14 protein-coding genes and 1 tRNA gene are annotated in these 16,894 nt (G+C 65.0%); 12 read left to right on the forward strand and 3 right to left on the reverse strand.

Annotated features, from left to right (window positions below):
• The 7 genes from pstS to phoR all read left to right on the forward strand — a co-directional run.
• Nucleotides 1-665 (forward strand): phosphate ABC transporter substrate-binding protein PstS (gene pstS / locus M3A49_RS24060; protein ID WP_266231331.1); only part of this gene is annotated, 665 nt, incomplete at its 5' end.
• Between the two features lie 206 nt (nt 666-871).
• Nucleotides 872-1,858 carry a phosphate ABC transporter permease PstC gene (pstC, locus tag M3A49_RS24065; protein WP_266231332.1) on the forward strand — a complete coding sequence of 329 codons (987 nt, stop codon included), beginning with the start codon at nt 872-874 and terminating at the stop codon, nt 1,856-1,858.
• Nucleotides 1,855-2,751 carry a phosphate ABC transporter permease PstA gene (gene pstA / locus M3A49_RS24070; protein ID WP_254354904.1) on the forward strand — a complete coding sequence of 299 codons (897 nt, stop codon included), beginning with the start codon at nt 1,855-1,857 and terminating at the stop codon, nt 2,749-2,751. Before pstC ends, pstA begins: the two co-directional genes overlap by 4 nt.
• A gap of 20 nt (nt 2,752-2,771) precedes the next feature.
• Nucleotides 2,772-3,626, forward strand: a complete 855-nt coding sequence (gene pstB / locus M3A49_RS24075) for a phosphate ABC transporter ATP-binding protein PstB (RefSeq protein WP_375542105.1) — start codon at nt 2,772-2,774, stop codon at nt 3,624-3,626.
• A 19-nt stretch (nt 3,627-3,645) separates the two neighbouring features.
• The gene (phoU, locus tag M3A49_RS24080; protein ID WP_028208453.1) at nt 3,646-4,350 is read left to right on the forward strand and encodes a phosphate signaling complex protein PhoU; all 705 of its coding nucleotides are present in this window, start codon (nt 3,646-3,648) and stop codon (nt 4,348-4,350) included.
• Nucleotides 4,351-4,380: 30 nt separating this feature from the next.
• Nucleotides 4,381-5,082, forward strand: a complete 702-nt coding sequence (gene phoB / locus M3A49_RS24085) for a phosphate regulon transcriptional regulator PhoB (RefSeq protein ID WP_028208452.1) — start codon at nt 4,381-4,383, stop codon at nt 5,080-5,082.
• A 132-nt stretch (nt 5,083-5,214) separates the two neighbouring features.
• Nucleotides 5,215-6,528 (forward strand): phosphate regulon sensor histidine kinase PhoR, encoded by a 1,314-nt coding sequence (gene phoR / locus M3A49_RS24090; RefSeq protein ID WP_254354901.1) that lies wholly within the window; start codon nt 5,215-5,217, stop codon nt 6,526-6,528.
• An 81-nt stretch (nt 6,529-6,609) separates the two neighbouring features.
• On the opposite strand, the gene ppk1 is transcribed toward phoR, so the two are convergent.
• On the reverse strand, nt 6,610-8,673 hold the full coding sequence (gene ppk1 / locus M3A49_RS24095) for a polyphosphate kinase 1 (protein ID WP_254354900.1): 2,064 nt from the start codon (nt 8,671-8,673) through the stop codon (nt 6,610-6,612).
• 214 nt (nt 8,674-8,887) lie between these two features.
• Between ppk1 and ppx the strand changes: the two genes are divergently transcribed.
• Nucleotides 8,888-10,489, forward strand: coding sequence for an exopolyphosphatase (ppx, locus tag M3A49_RS24100; protein WP_254354899.1), 1,602 nt, complete (start codon nt 8,888-8,890; stop codon nt 10,487-10,489).
• A 115-nt stretch (nt 10,490-10,604) separates the two neighbouring features.
• Here ppx and M3A49_RS24105 read toward each other — a convergent pair whose 3' ends face one another.
• Both M3A49_RS24105 and sixA read right to left on the reverse strand, forming a co-directional pair.
• Nucleotides 10,605-11,423 (reverse strand): GNAT family N-acetyltransferase, encoded by an 819-nt coding sequence (locus M3A49_RS24105; RefSeq protein WP_254354898.1) that lies wholly within the window; start codon nt 11,421-11,423, stop codon nt 10,605-10,607.
• A gap of 284 nt (nt 11,424-11,707) precedes the next feature.
• Nucleotides 11,708-12,172, reverse strand: a complete 465-nt coding sequence (gene sixA, locus M3A49_RS24110) for a phosphohistidine phosphatase SixA (protein WP_266231333.1) — start codon at nt 12,170-12,172, stop codon at nt 11,708-11,710.
• 164 nt (nt 12,173-12,336) lie between these two features.
• Here sixA and M3A49_RS24115 point away from each other — a divergent pair.
• The 4 genes from M3A49_RS24115 (at nt 12,337) to M3A49_RS24130 (ending at nt 16,868) form a co-directional block, all read left to right on the forward strand.
• Nucleotides 12,337-12,413: transfer RNA gene (locus M3A49_RS24115), tRNA-Pro, on the forward strand.
• A 172-nt stretch (nt 12,414-12,585) separates the two neighbouring features.
• Nucleotides 12,586-14,208 carry an NAD(P)/FAD-dependent oxidoreductase gene (locus M3A49_RS24120; RefSeq protein WP_254354897.1) on the forward strand — a complete coding sequence of 541 codons (1,623 nt, stop codon included), beginning with the start codon at nt 12,586-12,588 and terminating at the stop codon, nt 14,206-14,208.
• A gap of 295 nt (nt 14,209-14,503) precedes the next feature.
• Complete coding sequence (imuA, locus tag M3A49_RS24125) at nt 14,504-15,361, forward strand: translesion DNA synthesis-associated protein ImuA (protein ID WP_266231334.1); 858 nt, start codon at nt 14,504-14,506, stop codon at nt 15,359-15,361.
• Nucleotides 15,270-16,868 carry a Y-family DNA polymerase gene (locus tag M3A49_RS24130; protein ID WP_266231335.1) on the forward strand — a complete coding sequence of 533 codons (1,599 nt, stop codon included), beginning with the start codon at nt 15,270-15,272 and terminating at the stop codon, nt 16,866-16,868. Before imuA ends, M3A49_RS24130 begins: the two co-directional genes overlap by 92 nt.
• Nucleotides 16,869-16,894 lie beyond the last annotated feature (26 nt).

The following is a 16,894-nucleotide window of genomic DNA, read 5'->3' on the forward strand; positions in this document are numbered from 1 at the left end:
ACATCTACCTCGGCAAGATCAAGAAGTGGAACGATCCGGCCATCGTCGCGCTGAACCCGAAGGTCAAGCTGCCTGATCTCGACATCGCCGTGGTCCGCCGCGCCGACGGCTCGGGCACCAGCTTCATCTGGACGAACTACCTCTCGAAGGTCAACCCCGAGTGGAAGAGCAAGGTCGGCGAAGGCACGACCGTGAGCTGGCCGACGGGCACGGGCGGCAAGGGCAACGACGGCGTGGCAGCCTTCGTGCAGCGTCTGCCGGGCGCGATCGGCTACGTCGAGTGGGCGTACGCCAAGCAAAATCACATGGTCTACACTGCCATGAAGAACGAGTCGGGCGCTGTGGTTCAGCCGGACACCGAAACGTTCAAGGCAGCGGCCGCTGGCGCGGACTGGAAGAAGTCGTTCTACCAGATCCTCACGAACGAGCCGGGCAAGGACGCATGGCCGGTCGTCGGCGCGACCTTCGTGCTGCTGCACACGGCACAGGACAAGCCGGACCAGGGCAAGGAAACGCTCAAGTTCTTCGACTGGGCGTTCAAGAATGGCACGCCGGCTGCTGACAGCCTCGATTACATCTCGCTGCCGCAGTCGGTCGTGAGCGAAATCAAGTCGCAGTGGAAGGAGAAGGTCAAGGACGCGAGCGGCAAGCCGATCGCTGAGTAAGCAAGGCGTCAGGCAAGCGTAAAAGAGGCCGCCGCGTGACGCGCGCGGCCTGTTCGCTTGTGGCTTGCCTGAATCCGCGCTGTCCAAGATGTGCCGCCTGCCTTCCGGCTGTCAGTGTTTACGGCCGGAAGCCGGGCGATCTGCAGTCCCACGGCTGCATCAACGTCGTGAGCCCCGCGCTTGCGGCAACTGGAACCCAGGTCACCATGTCCGACGTCCCGCTCGTGTCGAACCCGCCCGGCAACGCCGCGCAGCAGAAAGCGCCCAGCCCGGCAGGGGACATCATTTTTGGCGGCCTCGCACGCCTCGCCGCCATCGTCACGTTGTTGCTGCTCGGCGGCATCATCGTGTCACTGATCATCGCCTCGTTGCCGACGATCCAGAAATTCGGTCTCGCATTCCTCTGGACTGCCGACTGGGATCCACCCAGCGAGCAGTTCGGCGCGCTCGTGCCCATCTACGGCACGATCGCCACCTCGATCATCGCGCTCGTCATCGCCGTGCCTGTGAGCTTCGGCATCGCACTGTTCCTCACCGAGCTTTCGCCCGCGTGGCTGCGCCGCCCGCTCGGCATCGCCATCGAACTGCTCGCCGCGATCCCGTCGATCGTCTACGGTATGTGGGGTCTGCTCGTATTCGCGCCGATCTTCGCGCAGTGGTTTGAAAAGCCGCTCGGCTCGCTGCTTGGCGGCATGCCGATCGTCGGCGCGCTGTTCCAGGGCGCGCCCATCGGCATCGGCATTCTGTGCGCTGGCGTGATTCTCGCGATCATGATCATTCCGTACATCGCCTCGGTCATGCGCGACGTGTTCGAAGTCACGCCCGTCCTGCTCAAGGAGTCGGCCTACGGCATTGGCTGCACGACCTGGGAAGTGATGTGGAAGATCGTGCTGCCGTTCACCAAGACCGGCGTGATCGGCGGCGTGATGCTGGGTCTCGGCCGCGCGCTCGGCGAGACGATGGCCGTCACGTTCGTGATCGGCAATACGAACCTGCTCGACAACGTGTCGCTCTTTTCACCGGGCAACAGCATCACCTCGGCCCTCGCCAACGAGTTCGCGGAAGCGAGCCCGGGCCTGCACACCGCCGCGCTGATGGAACTCGGCCTGATCCTCTTCGTGATTACGTTCATCGTGCTGTCGATCTCGAAGCTCATGTTGCTGCGCCTTGAAAAATCGGAGGGTGCGCGATGAGCGAACCGATGCTGAAAATTCCAGGTGCGATTTACGGCACCGAACTGGATCGCATGCGCGACAAGCTGCAGCGCCGCCGCCGCATGACCAACGCGATCGCGCTCACGCTCTCGCTCGCCGCCATGGCGTTCGGCCTTCTTTGGCTCGTGTGGATTCTCTACACGACGATTTCGCTTGGCATCGGCGGTCTTTCGGTGGATCTGTTCACGCAGTCGACGCCGCCGCCGAACACCGATGGCGGCGGTCTTGCCAACGCCATCGTCGGCAGCCTGCTGCTCGTTGTGATCGCAACGTTCGTCGGCACGCCGATCGGCATTCTCGCGGGCATCTATCTCGCGGAATATGGCCAGAAGGGCTGGCTCGCCAGCGTCACGCGCTTCATCAACGATATTCTGCTGTCGGCGCCTTCGATCGTCGTGGGCCTGTTCGTGTACGCGCTCGTCGTGGCGAAGATGGGCCACTTCAGCGGCTGGGCCGGCGCGATTGCGCTCGCATTGCTGCAGGTTCCGATCGTGATCCGCACGACCGAGAACATGCTCAAGCTCGTGCCGAACGCGCTGCGCGAAGCGGCCTTCGCACTCGGCACGCCGAAGTGGAAGATGGTGCTCTCCATCACGCTCAAGGCGTCGATCGCGGGCATCGTGACGGGCGTGCTGCTCGCAATCGCCCGTATCGCTGGCGAAACCGCGCCGCTGCTCTTCACCGCGCTGTCGAACCAGTTCTTCAGCGCCGACATGAATCAACCGATCGCGAACCTGCCGGTCACGATCTTCAAATTTGCGATGAGCCCGTTTGCGCAGTGGCAGTCGCTTGCGTGGGCCGGCGTTTTCCTGATCACGCTGGGCGTGCTGGGTCTGAATATCCTCGCGCGCACGGTATTTTCGAAGAAATAAGGGCGGAGTTCCCGATGAACATGGCTGAGAGTCACCTCAACACCGCTGCCCACGGCAATGCGCCCTCCGCTGGGTTTGAACCTGCGGATCCCGCCCAGAACGCACGCCTGCCGGCGCTGGGCAAGCCGAAGATCGAAGTGAAGGACCTGAACTTCTTCTACAACAAGTATCACGCGCTAAAGAACATCAACCTGCAGATTCCCGAAGGCAAGGTGACGGCGTTCATCGGCCCGTCGGGCTGCGGCAAGTCCACGCTGCTGCGCACGTTCAACAAGATGTACGCGCTCTATCCGGAGCAGCGTGCCGAGGGCGAGATCCTCATGGACGGCGAAAACCTGCTCACCACGAAGCGCGACATCTCGCTCTTGCGTGCGCGTATCGGCATGGTGTTCCAGAAGCCGACCCCGTTCCCGATGTCGATTTACGACAACATCGCGTTCGGCGTGAAGATGTTCGAGAAGCTCTCGCGCCCGGAAATGGATGACCGCGTGGAATGGGCGCTCACCAAGGCCGCGCTCTGGAACGAAGTGAAGGACAAGCTCGGCCAGAGCGGCTACGGCCTCTCGGGCGGCCAGCAGCAGCGCCTGTGTATCGCGCGCGGCATTGCGATCCGCCCCGAAGTGCTGCTGCTCGACGAGCCGTGCTCGGCGCTCGACCCGATTTCCACGGGCCGTATTGAAGAGCTGATCGCGGAACTCAAGAGCGACTACACGGTGGTGATCGTCACCCATAACATGCAGCAGGCCGCGCGTTGCTCGGACTACACTGCATATATGTACCTTGGTGAACTGATCGAGTTCGGCGACACCGAAAAGATCTTCATCAAGCCGGTCCGCAAGGAAACGGAAGACTACATCACCGGCCGCTTCGGCTAATCGGAGCAGGGAGCAAATCATGTCCGACAAACACTTGTCCAGCCAGTTCGACGCCGATTTGAACCTCATTTCGTCGAAGGTGCTCGAAATGGGCGGCCTCGTCGAATCGCAGATCATCACGGCAATGCAGGCGCTCAACGACTTCGACAGCGAGGCCGCCGCACGCGTGATCGCCGCCGAAGACCGCCTCAACACGATGGAAGTCGAGATCGACGAGGAGTGCAGCAACATCATCGCGCGCCGCCAGCCGGCCGCGCGTGACTTGCGCCTCGTGCTCGCCATTTCGAAGACCATCACGAATCTCGAGCGCGCCGGCGACGAAGCCGAGAAGATCGCCAAGCGCACGAAGCGCCTGATGGAAGACGGCGCTTCGCGCACCGTCAACATCGCGGAGATCAAGGTCTCGGGCGAAATGGCCGTGTCGATCCTGCGCCGCGCGCTCGACGCGTTCGCACGCCTCGACACCGTGGCCGCCGCGCAGATCGTGCGCGACGACAAGGCGATCGACGAGGAATTCCGTGCGTTCGTGCGCAAGCTCGTGAGCTACATGATGGAAGATCCGCGCACGATTTCGGTGGGCCTCGATTATCTGTTCATCGCCAAGGCGATCGAGCGGATCGGCGACCACGCGAAGAACATCGCGGAATTCATCATCTACATCGTGAAGGGTACCGACGTGCGCCACAAGTCGCGCGACGCCCTCGAACGCGAAGCACTCAGCTAATTCAACAGGTAACAAGGTCAAGAGGTGCCGATGCCTAGCAGCATTCTCGTCATCGAAGACGAGCCCGCCATTTCCGAGCTGATTTCGGTGAACCTGCAGCACGCAGGCCACTGCCCGATCCGCGCCTACAACGCGGAGCAGGCGCAGAACCTGATCAGCGATGTGCTGCCCGATCTCATCCTGCTCGACTGGATGTTGCCGGGCAAGTCGGGTGTGAACTTCGCGCGCGACCTGCGCACCAACGAGCGCACGAAGCATATTCCGATCATCATGCTGACCGCGCGCGGCGACGAGCAGGACAAGGTGCTCGGCCTCGAAATCGGCGCTGACGACTACGTGACGAAGCCGTTCTCGCCCAAGGAGCTGATGGCGCGCATCAAGGCGGTGCTGCGCCGCCGCGCGCCGCAACTCACGGAAGACGTGGTGGCGATCAACGGTCTGAAGCTCGATCCGGCCACGCACCGCGTGGCGGCCGCCGCCGAAGGCTCGGAAATCAAGCTCGATCTCGGCCCGACCGAGTTCCGCCTGCTGCACTTCTTCATGACGCATCCCGAGCGTGTGCACAGCCGCACGCAGCTGCTCGACCAGGTGTGGGGCGATCACGTGTTCGTGGAAGAGCGCACGGTGGACGTGCATATCAAGCGTCTGCGCGCCGCGCTCAAGCCGGCTGGGTGCGATGCTATGATCGAAACGGTGCGCGGCAGCGGCTACCGTCTCGCCAAGAGCGCCTGAGCTGGATCCATGGCCGCGCCGCAGGGTGAATCACCGGGCGGCGCGGCCGTTTCACTGCCGCCGGTACTCGCGCGGTAGTCACTAGATGTCGCGTGCCCGCAACCGACCGTATTTATCTTCGATCGCAGGAACATGAACATCATCTGGGCGCGCTCCCTCGTATCGATCGTGTTGCTCGCGCTCATTTGCGCGGGTGTTGGCGCGATTTTCGGCGTCAAGATTGCGCTGAGCATCGCCGTGCTGGCGCTGCTCGCGCAGATGCTCTTCAGCACGTTTCACAAGCAGCGCCTCTGGCGCCTGCTCGACGCGCCGGTCTACGGCGAAGTGCCGAGCGCTCCCGGCATCTGGGGCGATATCTACTACCGTCTGCACAAGCTCGCGAAGCGCTGGCACGCTCAGGTGCGCCAGGTGGAGCAGCAGCACTCGCGTTTCATCCAGGCGATCCAGGCTTCGCCCAACGGCGTCGCCATGCTCGACGACCACGACCAGATCGAGTGGTGCAACGCGATCTCGGAAGTCCACTTCGGCCTCGACGCCAAGCGCGACCTGCGCCAGCACATCACGCATCTCGTGCGTCAGCCCGACTTCGTGCGCTACCTCAATTCGCACGATTACAAGGACATGCTGATCATGCGCGGCATGGGCGCGAAGCGTCAGAACGTGATCTCGGTGCAGGTGTTTCCGTACGGCGAGAACCGCAAGCTCATCCTTTCGCAGGACATCACGGAACTCGAGCGCACCGACGCCATGCGGCGCGATTTCGTGGCCAACGTCTCGCACGAGCTGAAAACGCCGATCACGGTGCTCTCGGGCTTCCTCGAGACGATGCGCGAACTGCCGCTTGGCGAAGCCGAGCGCAGCCGCTACCTGGAGCTGATGGAGCAACAGGCCTCGCGCATGCGCCACATCGTCACCGATTTGCTCGTGCTCGCCAAGCTCGAAGGCGAGGGGCGCCAGCCCGGCGACCATATGGTCGATATGCGCGCAGTGCTCGGGCACGTGCGCGAGGACGCCGAAAGCCTCTCGGGCGGGCATCACCGCATCACGGCCGATTTCGACGATGGATTGAGCGTCACCGGTTCCGAAACCGAGATCATGAGCGCGCTCGGCAATCTGGCGACCAACGCAGTGCGCTACACGCCGGACGGCGGCACGGTGCATCTGTCCTGGCGCGCGGAACACGGTAACGCGGTATTTGCGGTCACCGACAGCGGCCTTGGCATTCCGGCCGCCGATATTCCACGCCTGACCGAGCGCTTCTACCGCGTGGATCGCAGCCGCTCGCGCGACACGGGCGGCACGGGACTGGGCCTTGCGATCGTCAAGCACGTGCTGCAGCGTCACGACGCCGCGCTCGAAGTGAAGAGCGAGGAAGGGCGGGGCAGCACGTTCACGGTGCGCTTCCCGACCGCGCGCACGACGAGAAGGCAGCCGGCGCCGGTGTAACGAAACGCCCCCGCAATTGAAAAAGCCGCTTCATTCGAAGCGGCTTTTTTTTGCGTCCAGCGTTATCGAGCCGTCAAGGCATCACGGACAGAACTTCGCCAGCAAGCTCAACTGCGCATTGCGCACGGCCTTGCCCGCCCGGCGGCGGCGATAGTGGCCGTCGCTTTGCATGAGCCACGCCGATTGATTGTCGCCGAGGAAGGTGGAAAGCCCTTCGGCGATCACGCGGCGCTTGAGCCTGCGGTCGTGAATCGGGAATGCCACTTCGACGCGGCGGAACAGGTTGCGATCCATCCAGTCCGCGCTCGACAGGTAGACGTCTTCCTTGCCGCCCGCATAGAAGTAATAGATGCGGTGGTGCTCGAGGAAGCGCCCGACGATCGAGCGCACCGTGATGTTCTCGGAGAGCCCGGGCACACCCGGCTGCAACGAGCACACGCCACGAATGATCAGGTCGATCTTCACGCCGGCTTGCGATGCTTCGTACAACTCGTCGATCACGGTCGGCTCGAGCAGCGCGTTCATCTTCGCGACGATGCGCGCCTTCTTGCCCGCGCGCGCGGCATCGGCTTCGTTGCGGATCGCCTCGATCATCTTCGGATGCAGCGTGAACGGCGACTGCCACAGATCGTGCAGCTGCAGCTCGCCGCCGATGCCCGTGAGCTGCTGGAAGACGTGGTGCACGTCCTCGCACATCTTCGGCTCCGAGGTCATGAGGCCGAAGTCGGTGTAAAGGCGCGCCGTGCGCGGATGGTAGTTCCCCGTGCCCAGGTGGACGTAGCGGCGCAGCGCCATGCGCCCGTTCACGGGCACGCGGCGCACGATCAGCATCATCTTGGCGTGGCACTTGTGGCCCACCACGCCGTACACCACGTGCGCGCCCACGGCTTCGAGCTGCGCGGCCCAGTTGATATTGGTCTCTTCGTCGAAGCGCGCGAGCAGCTCCACCACCACCGTCACTTCCTTGCCGTTGCGCGCGGCCTGCATGAGCGCGTCCATGAGCGGCGAGTCGGTACCGGTGCGGTAGATCGTCTGCTTGATCGCGAGGACGTTCGGATCGTTGGCGGCCTGCAGCAGCAGTTCGAGCACGGGCTGGAAGCTCTCATACGGATGATGCAGGAGCACGTCGCCCTGATCGATCACGTCGAACATGTTGCTGTTCGCGGCGATGCGCCGCGGAATGGCAGGCACGTGCGGCACGAACTTGAGGTCGGGGCGATCGACCATCTCGGGCAGCTGCATGAGCCGCACGAGATTCACGGGGCCATCGACGAAATAGCAGTCTTTTTCGTCGAGACCGCTTTCGTCGAGCAGGCGCTTCACGAGATGCGGGGGCGTTTCCGCCGACACTTCGAGCCGCACCGCATTGCCCAGGTGCCGCGCGGGCAGTTCGCCCTGCAGCGCCACGCGCAGGTTGGTGATTTCGTCTTCGTCGACGAAGAGTTCACTGTTGCGCGTGATGCGGAACTGGTTGCAGCTGCGCACGACGAGGCTCGGAAACAGCTCGCCCACGAAGCGCTGCAAGAGCGAGCCGAGCAGCACGAAGCCGTGCTGGAAGCCGGAAAGCTCCTGCGGCATGCGCACGAGGCGCGGCAGTGCGCGGGGCGCCTGCACGATGCCCATGACGGCTTGACGCCCAAAGGCGTCCTTGCCTTCGAGTTCGACCACGAAGTTCAGGCTCTTGTTGAGCACGCGCGGGAACGGGTGCGCGGGATCGAGCCCGATAGGCGTGAGAACGGGCAGCAGTTCGTCGAGGAAGTATTTGCGCGCCCAAGCGGTTTGCGCTTCGTTCCATGCGTCGGTGCCGTGGAAGTAAATGCCTTCCTGTTCGAGCGCGGGTAGCACGGTGTCGTGCAGCATGCGGTACTGGCGATGCACGAGACGCTGCGCGCGCTCGACCACGAGGTCGTACACGTGCTGCAGCGACATGCCGTCAGGCGAGAGCACGCCCGGGTTGTCGCGCATCTGCTCCTGAAGCCCGGCCATACGGACTTCGAAGAATTCGTCGAGGTTGCTGCTGGTGATACAGATGAAGCGCAAGCGCTCCAGCAAAGGAACAGCGGGATCGGACGCCTGTGCGAGCACACGCTCATTGAATCCCAGAATGCCCAGTTCGCGATTGAGTAGGGGATAGCGGATGGACATCGGCAATGAAAACGGAATGTCAGGAATTGATTCGAACGGACGCTCGGAAATTCTCACAGTAATATGACTTTATTGTGACATTCGAAGTGTCATAAATTTTACGCCGCATTTTCACGAAATCGACAAGACGCGTTGCGAACATGCACCCTGGGTAAAAGTACCCATGGTCATGACCAATGCGAGGAGCGACATGGTGAAGTCGGCTACGCTTAAAATGACGCATTTGGACAGCGCGGCGGCGGCGCAACAAGCCCGCATGGCCGCGCGTTCGTCTCTGTATGCACGCATGGAGCCTGCCCCTTCGATGGTCACCAACCCCCAACTGCTTGCCGCCGTCGATCTCGGTTCGAACAGCTTTCGTCTGATCGTAGGCCGCGTCGAGGAAACCGACGCCGGCAGCCAGATCTACCCGGTGGACGCGCTGCGCGAACCGGTGCGCCTCGCGGCCGGCCTCTCGAGGGACAAACTGCTCGACCGCGCCTCACAGGTGCGCGGCTGGGATGCGCTCAAGCGCTTCGGCGAGCGCCTGCGCGACTTCCATCCCGATCAGGTGCGCGCGGTGGCGACCAATACGCTGCGTGTCGCCAAGAACTCGCGCGAGTTCCTCACCGAAGCGGAAGCCGCGCTCGGCTTCCCGATCGAAGTGATCGCGGGGCGCGAAGAAGCGCGTCTCATCTATGCGGGCGCCGCGCACTCGGTGCCGGCGAGCGCGGGCAAGCGCTTCGTGGTGGACATCGGCGGCGGCTCGACCGAGTTCATCATCGGCGCGCACTACACGCCGATCCGCATGGAAAGCCTCTATATCGGCTGCGTGAGCCATAGCCGCCAGTTCTTCCCCTCGGGCAACGTCGACGAGTACACCATGCGCCAGGCCGAACTCGCGGCCACGCGCGAAATCCAGATCATTTCCGCCGACTACCGCAAGACCGGCTGGGACCAGGCGATCGGCTCGTCGGGCACGGCGCGCGCGCTCGCGGAACTCGTCGAGGCGAACGGCTTCAACGATCCCGGCATCACGCACGGCATTTCGCGCGGCGGCCTCGAGCGCCTGAAGCGCGCGCTCATCAAGGCCGAGAACGTCAACCGGCTCAAGCTCGTCGCGCTCAAGCCCGACCGCATCCCGGTGCTGGCGGGCGGCCTCTCGATCATGATCGCGGTGTTCGAGGAGCTCGGCATCGACTATGTCGACACCACGGACGGCGCGCTGCGCCTGGGCGTGCTCTACGACCTGCTGGGCCGCTCGCAGCACGAGGACATGCGTACGGTCACGGTGGAGGGCTTCATGCGCCGCTACGGCGTGGATCGCGCGCAGGCGGGGCGCATTGGCGAGCTGGCCGTGAAGTTCTACGATCAGTTCGAGGAGCCCGACGAGGAGCGCCGCGAAGAGAACCGAATGTTCCTTACGTGGGCGGCGTCGCTGCACGAAATCGGGCTTTCCATCTCGCACAGTGCGTACCACAAGCATTCGGCCTACATCGCCAGCAACGCGGACATGCCCGGCTTCTCGCGCACCGACCAGGCGCGCCTCGCCGCGCTCGTGCTCGGCCACGTGGGCAAGCTCGGCAAGCTCTCGCAAACGCGCGATGTGGAATGGACGCTGCTGTTCTGTCTGCGCCTCGCTGCGCTGCTGACGCGCCGCCGCGCCGATGTCGGCCTGCCGCACATCACGGTCGAGGAGGAGGGCAACGGCTACGAAGTGCTGTTGCCCAATGCGTGGGTCCAGAACAATCCGCTCACCGATTACAACCTCGTTCAGGAAGCGGCGGAATGGGGCAAGATCGGCATTCCGTATCGCGTGGTCTATACGGAGGAGTGAGCGCCGCGCGCGGCGCGTCTCGCCGATAAAAAAGCCCGGCTCGTTTGTGAGCCGGGCTTTTTTTGTCCGCTGATTTTGCCCACCGATTTTTGCCGACTGAAGGGCGGGCGAGGCCTTAACGCGTGACGGCTTCGCCGAGGAAGTGGCGCGCGTAACGTTCGTTGATTTCCGAGAGCCGGAAGAGGGTGAGGAAGTCGGCGGTGTTGAAGTCGGGGTCCCAGGCGGGCGCACCGCAGATCTTCGCGCCAAGGCGCAGGTAGCCCTTGATGAGCGGCGGCGGCACGGCGGGCGTGCCGGTGCGCAGTTCCTCGACGGGCAGCGGCGTGTGCGGGAACGCGCGGTATTCGGGCGCGGTCAGCGCGTTCGCGCCGAGCGCGCAGTACAGGTTCGCTGCGTAGTGGCCACCGTCGGCCATGGCGACGCTCGCGCAGCCGAGCATCGTCTCGTAGCCGTTGTGCTGCATATAGCCGCCCAGACCGCCCCACAGCGACATGATGACCGAGCCGCTGCGGTAGTCGGGGTGCACGCACGAGCGGCCCACCTCGACCATTTTCGGGCGCAGATGTGCGAGGCGCGAGACGTCGAATTCGCTTTCGGCATAGAGGCGGCCGATGCGCGCCGCCTGGTGCGGCGGCAGCACGCGGTAGGTGCCGACGACCTTGAGCGTGTCGAGGTCGCGCACGAGCAGGTGGTCGCAGTAGGCGTCGAAGGCGTCGACGTCGAGGCCGGCGGGGCCGGTCAGGCGTGCGCCCATCTCTTCGGCGAAAACGCGGTAGCGCAGGCGCTGGGCTTCGCGCAGTTCCTCGTCGGTGCGAGCCCAGGCCACCTGCAGCCGATGCTGCGCGGTGACCGTTTCTTCGGCACGCGGCAAGCGTCGGTTCGACTCGAACAGCGTCGAGGCGAACGGCAGGGTGGGCGTCGGCATATCTCGCATGGGGCGTCCTGGTCGGAAGTAAGAGAACTTTTCCGGCAATGTAGTAATACGCGGTTACGTTTCCATGAAAACGCAATGACGATTCGATGACGTGGTGTAAGGCACACGGACGCGGCTGCCGAAGGCCGGGGGCGGTGGGAGCGTTTGAAGCGCGCTTGAACCGCGCTTGAACCGCGCTTGAACCGCGCTTGAACCGCGCTTGAACCGCGCTTGAACCGCGCTTGAATCGTTGTAGGGGCCGCATGCAGGCGGCCCGGTGAGGCAGGCGTAGGCGGGGGGGAAGGCTAGACGAGATCGGGCGTGATGGCCGCGTGCAGGACGGCCTGGTCGCCGCCGTCGCGCTCGCGGCTCGCGAGCCAGAGCACGCCAGCCTTCTTCACGGCCCAGTTGCGCGAATCGGCGCCGCCCGAGAGCAGCCGCGCGGCGACTTCGCCGAGCGTGGGCTGATGGCCGACCACCACGACCGTGGACGCGAGGCCCTCGGGCCAGCCGACGGCGGTCAGCACCTCCTCGACGCTCGCATCGGGCGCGAGTTCGCGCACGACGCGATACTGGTCGGTCAGCGCCTCGGCTGTCTGGATGGTGCGTGCGGCGGGGCTGGCGAGGATCACGGCGTCCTCGGGCAGGCGCGCGCGCAGCCAGCGCGCGACGTTCTGCGCCTGCTTGCGCCCGCGCGTGGTGAGCTGGCGGGAGAGGTCGCTGGCGGCGATGTCTTCGGCTTCGGCGTGGCGCCAGAGGATGAGGTGCATGGCGTCTCCTTTTTTTGGGGTATGGGGGTGCACGTGCTGTGTGTGCTCTCATGGTGCACGCCTCGCTGGTGTGCGGCAAGCACGTGCTGCGGATCTCTTTTCGTCGTTATCGTTCGCGCAGATTTGACGGCATGGCATCAGTACCGATACAATCGATGATTCGTCGGAGCGTAGCGCAGCCTGGTAGCGCATCTGATTTGGGATCAGAGGGTCGTAGGTTCGAATCCTATCGCTCCGACCAGCAATACCGAGGGGTTACACGCCATTGGCCTGTAGCCCCTTTTTCTTTTTCTCCCATGTTGGGTCATACGCGCTCGCGTTTCGTCGTACCGCTTGCGTTCCATTTGAAAAGCCGCCGAGCTTATAAAATATGGATCGGCCACAATCCCCGTGGCGATCGCACCCTGGCAGCCATGTTACGTTTATCCGAAGTCAAACTCCCCCTCGACCACGCCGAAAGCGAACTTGAAGCCGCGATTCGGGGACGCCTCGCGGATCTCGGCGTAGCGGCGGACGCGCTCGTGCGTTACACCGTATTCCGCCGTGCGCACGACGCACGCAAGCGCTCGGATATCAAGCTGACCTATATCGTCGACGTCGAAGTCAAGGACGAAGCGGCCGTGCTCAAGCGGATCGCCGGCCAGCCGCATTGCGGGGTGACGCCGGACATGACCTACCGCTTTGTTGCGAAGGCGCCCGAGCATTCGACGCGTCCGCGTCCGGTGGTGATCGGCATGGGACCGTGCGGCCTGTTCGCGGGACTGATCCTCGCGCAGATGGGCTTTCGTCCCATCATCCTCGAACGCGGCAAGGCCGTGCGAGAGCGCACCAAGGACACCTTCGGGCTGTGGCGCAAGTCCGTGCTCAACCCCGAATCCAACGTGCAGTTCGGCGAAGGCGGGGCCGGGACGTTTTCCGACGGCAAGCTGTACAGCCAGATCAAGGATCCGCACCACTACGGCCGCAAGGTGCTCGAGGAGTTCGTCAAGGCGGGCGCGCCGGAAGACATCCTGTATCTGAGCCGGCCGCACATCGGCACGTTCCGTCTTGTCAGCATGGTGGAAAAAATGCGCGCCACCATCCACGAGCTGGGCGGTGAAGTGCGCTTCGAAACCCGCGTCGAAGACATCGAAATCGAACAGGGCAAGGTGCGCGCGCTCAAGCTTTCGAACGGCGAGACGCTGCCGTGCGACCACGTCGTGCTGGCCGTCGGCCATAGCGCCCGCGACACCTTCCAGATGCTGCACGAGCGCGGCGTGTTCATGGAAGCCAAGCCGTTTTCGCTGGGCTTTCGCATCGAGCATCCGCAGGGGCTGATCGATCGCAGCCGTTTCGGCAAGTTCGCGGGCCACAAGCAGCTCGGCGCGGCCGACTACAAGGTGGTGCATCACGCCAATAATGGACGGGCGGTCTATAGCTTCTGCATGTGTCCGGGCGGCACGGTGGTCGCGGCGACTTCCGAACCCGGCCGCGTGGTCACCAATGGCATGAGCCAGTATTCGCGGGCCGAGCGCAACGCGAATGCGGGCATCGTCGTCGGCATCACGCCGGAGGACTATCCGGGCGGCCCGCTCGCGGGCATCGCCTTCCAGCGCAAGTGGGAAGAACGGGCGTTCGAACTCGGCGGCGGCAATTACCAGGCGCCGGGCCAGCTGGTGGGCGACTTTATCGCCGGCCGTCCGTCGACGTCGCTGGGCTCCGTGGTGCCGTCTTACAAGCCGGGTGTGCACCCGACCGATCTCAGCACCGCGCTGCCCGACTACGTGATTGAAGCCATCCGCGAAGCCCTGCCTCAGATCGACAAGAAGATCGCAGGCTTCGCGATGCACGATGCCGTGCTCACCGGCGTGGAGACGCGCACGTCGTCGCCGCTGCGGATTCGGCGCAAAGACAATTACCAGAGCATGAACGTCGAAGGTCTGTATCCGGCCGGCGAGGGCGCCGGGTATGCCGGTGGTATCTACTCGGCGGCCATCGACGGCATCGAAGTGGCGCAAGCCGTGGCGCTCGATCTGACGTCGGCGCACGCGTCCTGATAGCAACAAGGTCCGCGCCCTTTATCGCCGTCACCCGCATCGGGCTGGCGGTGTGTATCAAGCGGCGTTTGCCCCGGACGTAAGCACGACGTCCGGCGGCCGGTCCATCGCGCAAGATGCATGGATCATGCATCTTGCAATGGATCGCAAAATGATAAGTCTCCAATTTCAGCCTCCTCCAATCTCTCAAAATACTGTATAAATATACAGGTGGAGGCGAGTCGACCTCCTTCCTGCCGATGCCCCATTTCTTGCCGGGCAGGGCGGAGCGTTCCCATCAATCAGGCCACGAACCATGGCAGCAGCCGCCCACATCACTGCGCAGACCACCGCGCAACTCGCCGCGCACTTGCCCCCCCGGCTGCAAAGCCGCGTGTGGCAAGGCGATCAGCTCGCGCGCGCCAGCGAGCGCACGGTGCCGAGCGGCCACGCCACGCTCGACGCCCAGCTCCCCGGCGCCGGCTGGCCCGCGGGCAGCCTGACCGAACTGCTCGTCGAGCAGGGCGGCGTGGGCGAGATGCGGCTCGTCGCGCCGGCGTTGCGTGCGCTCAGCGCGCAGGCGGGCCGGCACGTGCTGCTCGTCGCGCCGCCGTGGCGCCCCTACGCCTGCGCGCTCAAGGCATGGGGAGTCGCGCTCGAGCGCGTGATCTGGGTGCGCGCGGCCGAAGACGAAGCTGCCTGGGTGGCCGAGCAGGCGCTCAAGCAGGAAGGCATGGGCGCCGTGCTGCTCTGGCAGACGAAGGCGCGCGCCGACGCCGTGCGCCGTCTACAGGTCGCCGCCCAGGATTCGCAGGCGCTCGCGTTTCTCGTGCGGCCGCTCGCCGCGCGCAACCAGTCGTCGCCGGCGCCGCTGCGCATGACCTGCGCGCCGGTGCCGCCGCCCGACGACGCGAACCTGAACCGTCGGCAATGGATGCAGTTCGCCGCGCTCTCCGTCGATATCTTCAAGCGCCGCGGGCCGCCGCCCGCCCAGCCACTCGTCATTACATTGCCGCTGCAGGACGCGGTGCTGCCCCAGCCGGACGCAGCCTCCGTCGTCATGCCGTGGCCCGGGGTCAATCATGCTGTGGATCGCCGTCACCTTGCCGTTGTTGCCGCTGGAGGCCGTCAGACCTCTGATGCCGCCGGCGCCGTCAACGCCGCTCCTGTCTGAGAGCGTCGATGCCGATGTCGCCAGTGCGCCGCGCTGCTACGCGCTCGCCGACCACACGCGCATCCTGATCGCCGATCTCGACGCGCTGCGCTCAGGCGTCGAGCCCGGCAACACGCGCTCGCACGCGCTTGCGCTCGCGCCGGGGCTCGTGCTGCTCGAAGCCGATCCGGCGCGCGAGACCCGCGCGTTCGAGGCGCTCGCGCTCGCGTTGCTCGCCTATACGCCCAAGGTGTCGTTCGCGCCGTCGCACACGTTGTTGCTCGAGGTCGGCTCGGGCTTGCGTCTTTTCGGCGGCGTGCGTGCGCTGCTCGCCAGGGTCGCGGCGACGGTGGCCGGTTGCGGGCACACCGCGCGCATGGCGTGTGCGCCCACGGCTTGGGGGGCGTGGACGCTCGCGCAGGCGCACGTCACGCGCTCGTCGCGCCGCTGGCACGTGCTCAAGGAAACGACGCTCGCACGCGTGCTCGATTCGCTGCCGGTCACGCTCGCGCCGTTCGCCGCGCAGCACGACCACGCGCTCACGCAGATCGGCTGCGCGACGCTCGGCGACTTGCGGAGGTTGCCGCGCGACGGCATCGTGCGGCGTTTCGGCGACGGCGTGCTCGGCTGGCTCGCGCAGGCGCGCGGTGAAGCGCCCGATCCGCGCGTCTGGTTCGCCGCGCCGCCGTCGTTTCACGCGTCGCTCGAATTGCAGGCGCGCGTGGAGAGCGCCGAGGCGCTGCTCTTTGCCGCGCGCCGGCTCGTGATGCAGCTGGCCGGCTGGCTGGCCGCGCAGCACGCGGCGTTGAGCGGCTTCGAGCTGCGTCTGGAGCACGAGCTGGCTTCGCGTCACGCGCCGCGCACGTCTAGCCTCACGATCGCCTGGGCGTCGCCTTCGCGCGACGCCGAGCATCTGCTATGGCTGCTTCGCGAGCGCCTGAATCAGACCGAGCTCGCCGCGCCCGTGATCGGCCTTGCACTCGTCGCCTCGCAGGTGAGCGAATACGCGGCGCCCACCGACACGCTCTTTCCGATGGCCGAGGCCGCCGAGGCGTCGCTCGGGCAGCTCTTCGAACGCATCGGCGCGCGGCTTGGCGAGCAGAACGTGCTGCAGCTTTTCATCGAGGACGATCATCGGCCCGAACTGGCGATGTCGGCCCGGCCTTACCGCGAGAGCGGCGCGAAGCGTACGCGCAAGCCGCGCAAGGCCGGCAAGCCGCAGCAGGACGCCGGCGCGAGCGCGCCCGTGCAAAGCGCCTTCGACCTGCCCGAGGTGCCGCTGCCGACCCAGCCGCGCCCGGCGTGGCTGCTCGAAAAGCCGCTCAAGCTCGCGACGCGCGGCGACCGGCCCGTTTATCGACGGCCGCTGAAGACGCTCACGCGGACCGAGCGCATCGAGTCCGGCTGGTGGGACGGCGAGGGCGTCGGGCGCGACTACTACGTCGCCGCCGACGACCAGGGCCGCATGTTCTGGCTGTATCGCGAGCGCATTGGCGGGCAGTGGTATCTGCAAGGGCTTTTCGGCTAGCGCTTATTCGTCGTTCTTTCGGATTT

Source organism: Paraburkholderia sp. CNPSo 3076 (assembly GCF_026343935.1).
GTDB lineage: Bacteria > Pseudomonadota > Gammaproteobacteria > Burkholderiales > Burkholderiaceae > Paraburkholderia > Paraburkholderia nodosa.